Here is a 7132-nt window from a genome sequence, read left to right as displayed (position 1 = left end):
TACCCACCCAAACCCTCCCTGCAAGGGAGGGCCCCATGGGTTTCCAACCCCTGGACCCCGGAAAGGGGCTATCGGCGCTACTTAGACGTGGGGCAGTTACTGCGTGCTAAGAGTCGTGTGCCTCTATGGGCACAACTTTCGTTCGAGCTGCCCTGCCCATCGAAAGCTGTACAAAGGCGCGGGTCAGTTAATCCGTGCTAAGAGTCGTGTGCCTCTGCGGGCACAACTTTTGTTCGAGCTTTCTTGAACACCATAAGCTGAAAAGAGACACTGCTCAGTTACAACGTGCTAGGAGTAGTGTGCCCCTGTGGGGCACAACTTTGTTCGAGCGATTTAATTTGTTAAGAAAACAGAATGCCCCATCTGCTTGAGGCAGATGGGGCTGAATTTCTTCCTATTTACTTGGCAAAACTATGGTTGCCGATGGTAACGACTACATCTAGACTGTTCCAGAATGGTCCGCTTGTTACATCAGGGTTAAAGAAATAGACCGCGTCTTTAACGTTATTTTTCCCATTCAGAGCATCCTTAGCGGCGCGTAATGCGCTTGCCTTCGGCTCGACCTTGTCGAGCGTTCCATCATGAGCCGGCGGGAACTGTCTGCCCGAGTAAATGACATCATGAATGTTGTTCGGGAATCGGCCGCTCTTCACTCGGTTGAGGATTACGTTCGCTACCGCAAGCTGGCCTTCATACGATTCATAGCCCGCTTCGACCGTTGTAATCTTCGCAAGCAGAATCAAGTCCGATTTGGTGTAATCCGCCGCAGGCTGATCTATGAACGATGGCCGAACGATACGAAGCTTCGTACCTTCCTTGATCTTCGACTTGCCCGTCAATCCGTTCCGATTCAACAGCGCAGCCTTCGTCAGTTCATTATCTCTTGCGGCATCTTCTATTGTATACGTGTCTGTAATAACAGCTGGATCCACCGAGGCAATCGCAATGACGCTGCTGTCAGCATGATATTGCAATTCGGCGTGCAGCACTTCGGCAAGCGTGCGTACCGGCACGTATAATCTGCCGTCATCCGTGAATGGAAGCGCATCCATCCGATAACGCACATCGTTGAAATAAACGACCGGCACCCCATTTCCGAACACGATTGTATCCTTAAGCGCAGTTTCTATCGTTAGTTCTTCATTATCACTGTCCCAGCTTACGCCTGCACCTAGCTGCGCTGCGATGCGCCCTGCAGGTACGTACATCCGATCGTCCTGAATTCGGACCGGATCATCAAGCTGTACCTCTTTGCCGTTCAACGTGATCGTGACATCGTTCATCGCCGTTGATTGGGCTGCTAGAACGGTCGATTGCGGACCAACAATGCTGAACAACAATACCGCGAGTAAAGCTATGAATGTAACCTTATGCTTCATCTTGGTTCCTATGATCATGTGTACCTCCCAGCTCAGATATATGAGGGTTAAGGCTTCCACTCTCTTTCGGGCTAGGCAAATTGTACCATGAAAGACGTCCAAGACGGCATTAAGGTTTTCACAGAATTCAACTCGGAATGGTTTATTCCCCATATCTACAGGCAAAATATGGAGGATGTTGCCTTTGTTCCGATTGCCTAATAAGAGCGATATGAGAATTCTCTCAGACGCTTTTCAAGATGAAAGATAGCGTGCGGCTGTCGAATAGCAGATCGATCTGAGCTTGTCCCCCGCATTCGCAGCAGCTTCATCATTCTATGCGAACATCCTCACAGGCGTGCGTAATCGTAACACCGGGTGTGCTTTCACGATCGGGATTGGGCAACAGATGCTGCTGGTGGTCTGCTTAGCCGGCTTTTCCGTCTTATAATATCGCTGTACGATATGATTTAACGCTCGATCCTGGAAACCAAGGCGTTGATAAAGCCCATGCGCCGGATTTCCTCGGACAACCCACAGCCCTGCGGTCCACTCACCCTATTAGAAAAGAAAAGCGAACACCTTCATTCAAGGCGTTCGCTTCATTAAATGTGCGATGCAGAGCTCTCAACGATCGGATGATGCGGCATAGGACTGACGACCTTCTGTGCGGCTGTCTGCATAGCGGTAATCGTTCAATACAAAATCGCGGAACCGCTGGGCAGCGGGCGACAGAAAACGGCGCGCCTTCCACTCGATCCCAATCTCGAACGTATTCATTTGCGTTTCAAGCGGAATCCACGCAATGCCCGCCAGCGACAACCCTTTTGACTTCGGCAGCAGTGATACGCCAAGACCGGCAGATACGAATCCGGCGACCGTCTGTAAATCCTCCGCTTCATACGTAGAGACGGGCATCGCTCCTGCGCTCGCCAGTAAATCGACGATCGATTGCTGCAAGCCGCAGCGCGAACATAGACCGATATATGGCTGGCCCTCCATTTCGTTCAGCTTGATCGAGCTTCTGCCAGCCCATTCATGTGATTGCGGCACGACCGCGAACAGCTCGAAGGAGCCGATCGGTTCCCATGCAACGCTGCCCATAAACTCACGTTTCATACAGAAGCCGAAATCGCTTTTCCCCGCATCAACCCTGCCGTATACATCGAGTGTCGCCCCTTGATGCAGATCAAGCCGGATGCGCGGATGCACCTTATGGAACTGGCGCAGCAGATCCGGGATTACAGAAGCCCCAAGCACATTCAGAAACGATATCTCGACAAGCCCCACATCGGGATCGGCCAGTTCCTGGATCTCCCGCTTTCCATGAGCAATCTCCTGCATGACGCGTTCCACGCGAGCAGCGAATAGCTCGCCGTATCGGTTGAGCTGCACGTTCCTCCCGCTCCGTTCGAACAGCTGCACGCCCAGTTCATCCTCCAGCTTCCCTAACGAGTGGCTGAGCGCAGGCTGCGTAATCGCGAGCTCCTCTGCCGCTCTCGTCACATGCTGCAATCTCGCCACGGTTAGAAAATACTCCATCTGTGCCAGCTCCATCCCCGATTCCCCTTCCGTCCAATTCATAAACAGTATTCATGATATATATGAAAACAATAAATTAGACGTAATGAGTTGTCAAATTTTACAATGAGAATACAGCTGGCACAACCGAATATACCGTGCTGGCCGCTTCCTACTAATCGAAAGAAAGGCTGTGAAACAGTCATGACTCAACCACGATCAGCATCAACAAGCCGGGGACTCCAGTTATTCCTGCTGTGCTTCGGCGTTTTCGTCGTTTATTTGGACGCCACGATTGTCAATGTCGCCATGCCCGCCATTCAAACCGACCTGAAGCTGGGACTAGAAGGTTTGCAGTGGATATTCAATTCGTACGCCATCATCTTCGCCTCGCTGCTTCTTGCAGCCGGAGCAGCTGGCGATCGGTACGGCCACAAGCGAGTGTTTCTCGCCGGCATGCTCGGTTTCACCGTCGCATCCATTCTATGCGCCTTGGCTTATTCGTCAGGAGCGCTGATTGCGGCACGCACGCTGCAAGGAGCGTTCGGCGCGCTGCTCATGCCCGTCTCGCTTGCGATTATCCGGCTATTGTACGACACGCCGGCAGCACGCGCGAAAGCCATCGGCATATGGGCAGGCATCGGCGGACTTGCCCTCGCGGCCGGTCCCGTATTGGGCGGTTGGCTTGTCGAACAGTTCGGCTGGGCGAGCATTTTCTGGATTAACGTTCCGGTAGGTCTAATCGTAATGGCTGGATTGACGGCCAAACTCCGCATTTCCGTCTCGGCGTCGAATGAGCGCAAGGCGTTCGACGCTGTCGGGCAGCTGCTGTTCATCGCAGCGATCGGATCACTGTCGTACGGACTCATCGAAGGCAACACGGCAGGGTGGTCGTCAGTTGAAGTGCTCGCTTCATTCGCTTTATCCGCAGCTGCAGGTATCCTATTTCTCATTCAGGAACTTCGTCACCGTAACCCGCTCGTGCCCCTAAACATGTTCCGTAGTCCTGCATTTATCGTCGCCTATATGACCAACTTCCTAACGTTTTTCGGCTTATACGGCGTTATATTCCTTATGACATTGTACTTTCAGCAGGTTGAAAACTTGAGCGCCATAGACACGGGAGTTCGCTTCCTTGCCCTTACGCTTGCCATCATGTTCGGCTCCATATTCGGAAGTCCAATTGCCTCCCTTGTTCCGCCGCGTGTCCTTGTACCTTTGGGATCGTTGATAGCCGCTGCTGGGCTCTACGGCTTGACGACCGTCGAACCCGGAGCCGGTTATTGGTCATACGCATGGGCAATGGCGCTTATCGGCCTCGGCATTGCGCTCGCTGGATCTTCATCGACAGTTGCGCTAATGAGCGCTGCTAGGCCAGAACAGGCCGGCATCGCCTCCGGCATTATGAACACATTCCGCCAAATGAGCGCCGTGTTCGGGGTTGCGCTGGCCGGCATCTTCGTCACGAGTCGTCTTCGCAACGATGGACCCAGCCTTCTCATCGAGCTTGGCCTCCCAAGTGGATTACGCGAGAAAGCAGTCGAAGCGATGTCCAGCGGGCCGGCTCAGACTGAGGCTCTGCTCGCGCTGCCAGAGCAATGGCGGCAGACGGCCGCTTCCGCTGGAGCATCGCTGTTCGTCGAAGGGATGCACGACCTGCTGCTGGCAGCTTCGGCCGCCAGTCTCTTATGCGGCACTATTGCTTTCGCTCTGCTAACGCGCCATGATCGAAAAACACGCGCTGCGGCAGCCGCAGATTCTTCCCGTTTAACCTCCACTGGATAAGTTCTGCGCGACAAAACCGCCCTGCCAGCCTATTCGGCCAGCAGGGCGGTTCATTAAGGTTCGTGTAACGCACTCGTTACATGCTGCTATAAACTAGGATTTGCTCAACTCTTCATAACGTGCACGGTCGATCATGCGGATGCCGAATACGCCGCCGACAATGCCGCCGTTCGCCGATACGAACTTCACTTCCACGTTCTCAGCGCCGCTGATGAACTCGCTAGGAATATCATACATAACGTCAAACAGCTTCTCGCGATGCTCCGCTTCGAGACGTTGACGTCCGATAGACTGGCCATTCACGAGGATATCGAACTCACGCTCGACTCGTCCGTTCTCCCGATGAACCGCACCGTCGCTTCCGTAGTAAGTCACTTGCAGAGCATGCGCTTTGTCTGCTTGGACTGCCATGCGGTAACTGAAGTAGCCGCCTGGTTCCGCAACGCGGAAGCCTTCATGCGCATGTACGGAATATCCCGAATGCGAATTGTCCGATTGACCGTCATGCTCAACCTCGGACTGCTGCTCATGCGGCTTCACGACGTCGATCGTAATCTCGTGGAGATACTCGCGCTCTGCGTTCTCTTCATCTACATAAGTAGCATATTGCTCCTTGTTCATGAGCGACCAATAAATCGTGTAGCGTTGATGATGCAGCTGGAAGAATGGAATAAGCTTCACGCGTTGGCCATCCGGCTCGCCAACCGCTTCCGTCTCGAATGCCAGCGGCTGGCCTTCGATCGGCTTGATCCACGACTTCACATCCGTCTCGTCCGTTACAAGAACCGGCACCTTGATAATCGGGTGATGGTGCAGTTTCAGGTGGTTATCGATGATGTCGCACTCTGGGAAGTTCTCTGTGCCGAGCGCACCGGCGAGAACGATTGGACCATACATGAAGCCGACTTTCTTGTCGTCATCCTTCGCACGATGCACGTGCAGATCCATCGGCAGCGTCACTTCGACCTTGTCGCCCGTATTCCAGCTGCGTTCGATCTCGAGATAACCGTTCGTCGAGCTTGAGATTATTTCGGTTCCGTTCACGACAGCCGTCACTGCGCCAGCTACCCAGTAAGGAACGCGGATGCGAAGCTTGAAGCTTGCATTGTCCGCTTGCTCGATCGCGATCGTCGTCTTGTCTGTCGCAGGGAATTCTGTCTGCTGAGTAATGGTCACATTGCGATCCTCAAGCACCGCGCGGGAACCGATGAACAAATTGACGTATACCGCATCTTTATCCGAATAATAAATATCACGCGGATAGAGCGCTGGGTTCTCCATGCCCGTACCTGTGCAGCACCAGAACGAATGGTCATGCGTGCCGTATACTTTGAAATGGCCAGGTTCGGTTGAGATGAAGTACATTTTGGCACCCGTATCAGGATCCTGCGAAGCAAGAATATGGTTGTAGAGCGCACGCTCGTAGAAATCCATATATTCCGCCTTAGGCGTCCAACGGAACAGAAGGCGCGTCAGCTTGAGCATGTTGTACGTATTGCACGTCTCCGCTGTCTCGACACCCAGCTTCTCTGTGTTCTTCGCACGGAAATGTTCGAAGATGCTGTTGCCGCCGATAATGTACGAGCGATTGCGCGTCACTTCATCCCAGAAATATTCCGCCATTGCGCGGTATTTGGCTTCGCCCGTAATGTCGTACAGCTTCGCTGCTCCGATTACTTTCGGGATCTGCGTATTGGCATGCTTGCCTTCCAGCTCATCGACACCGCGGGAGAGCGGCTCCAGAATCGCTTGATGGCAGAAGCGGATTGCCAGATCGAGATAATCTTTGTCGCCTGTAATCGTATAAAGGTCGGCCATCGCTTCGTTCATGCCGCCATGCTCGCAGATGAGCATGCGTTGGAACAGCTCGTCCGATAGGTTGTCGGTGCCTTTCTTCGCCCAATCGGACAGCTTCACAACAACCTGCAGCGCCTTCTCGTTGCCCGCCAGATTGTATGCATCGATAAGACCCGCATAGATTTTGTGGATGCTGTACCAAGGAACCCACGAACCGCCGAGTCCAAAGTTATGAACCTCAAAATCTCCGTTGCCGAAGAACACATTATCGAAACACTTCCTTGGGAATCCGCTTACATAACCGTCTGCATCATATGACTGTACGTAAGCCAGCTCATCCACTGTATAGTTCAACTTAGCGAGAATCACTTCGTCGCCAGTTACGGCGTACATCGCAGCCGCTGCCGACAAGAAGTGTCCCACCGAATGTCCTGCGATAGCCGTCGACTCCCAGCCGCCGTAACGTTCGTTCTTCGGCGTAAGGCCAGCAGCCTCGTAGCAAGGCGCCATAAGGCGATCCACATCATGGGTGATCAGGTAGCTCTTGCCCGTTTCTTGCGATGCTTGGAATATACCATCGAGCAGCGTTGTTCTCGTCATGTCTATATCGCTCCAATATATACGATTTGATTATTCAATGATATAAGTTTATCCTTATTTCTAGCGATATT

4 protein-coding genes are annotated in these 7132 nt (G+C 53.0%); 1 reads left to right on the top strand and 3 read right to left on the bottom strand.

Translation table 11 applies throughout. The features are described from left to right. Positions 1-398: 398 nt before the first annotated feature. Both SBI19_RS18295 and SBI19_RS18290 read right to left on the bottom strand, forming a co-directional pair. Complete coding sequence (locus SBI19_RS18295) at positions 399-1397, bottom strand: cell wall hydrolase (RefSeq protein WP_317970774.1); 999 nt, start codon at positions 1395-1397, stop codon at positions 399-401. Positions 1398-1985: 588 nt separating this feature from the next. Further along, complete coding sequence (locus SBI19_RS18290) at positions 1986-2915, bottom strand: LysR family transcriptional regulator (protein WP_317970772.1); 930 nt, start codon at positions 2913-2915, stop codon at positions 1986-1988. Between the two features lie 168 nt (positions 2916-3083). On the opposite strand from SBI19_RS18290, the gene SBI19_RS18285 reads away from it, so the two are divergent. Then, positions 3084-4664, top strand: coding sequence for an MFS transporter (locus tag SBI19_RS18285; RefSeq protein ID WP_317970770.1), 1581 nt, complete (start codon positions 3084-3086; stop codon positions 4662-4664). 93 nt (positions 4665-4757) lie between these two features. Here the strand turns inward: SBI19_RS18285 and SBI19_RS18280 are convergent, their stop codons facing one another. After that, positions 4758-7061, bottom strand: a complete 2304-nt coding sequence (locus SBI19_RS18280; protein WP_317970768.1) for a glycoside hydrolase family 127 protein — start codon at positions 7059-7061, stop codon at positions 4758-4760. Positions 7062-7132: the final 71 nt, after the last annotated feature.

It is taken from the genome of Paenibacillus sp. CCS19, assembly GCF_033239625.1.
Lineage (GTDB): Bacteria > Bacillota > Bacilli > Paenibacillales > Paenibacillaceae > Paenibacillus_T.
This window is presented reverse-complemented; position numbering and strand designations above follow the sequence as displayed.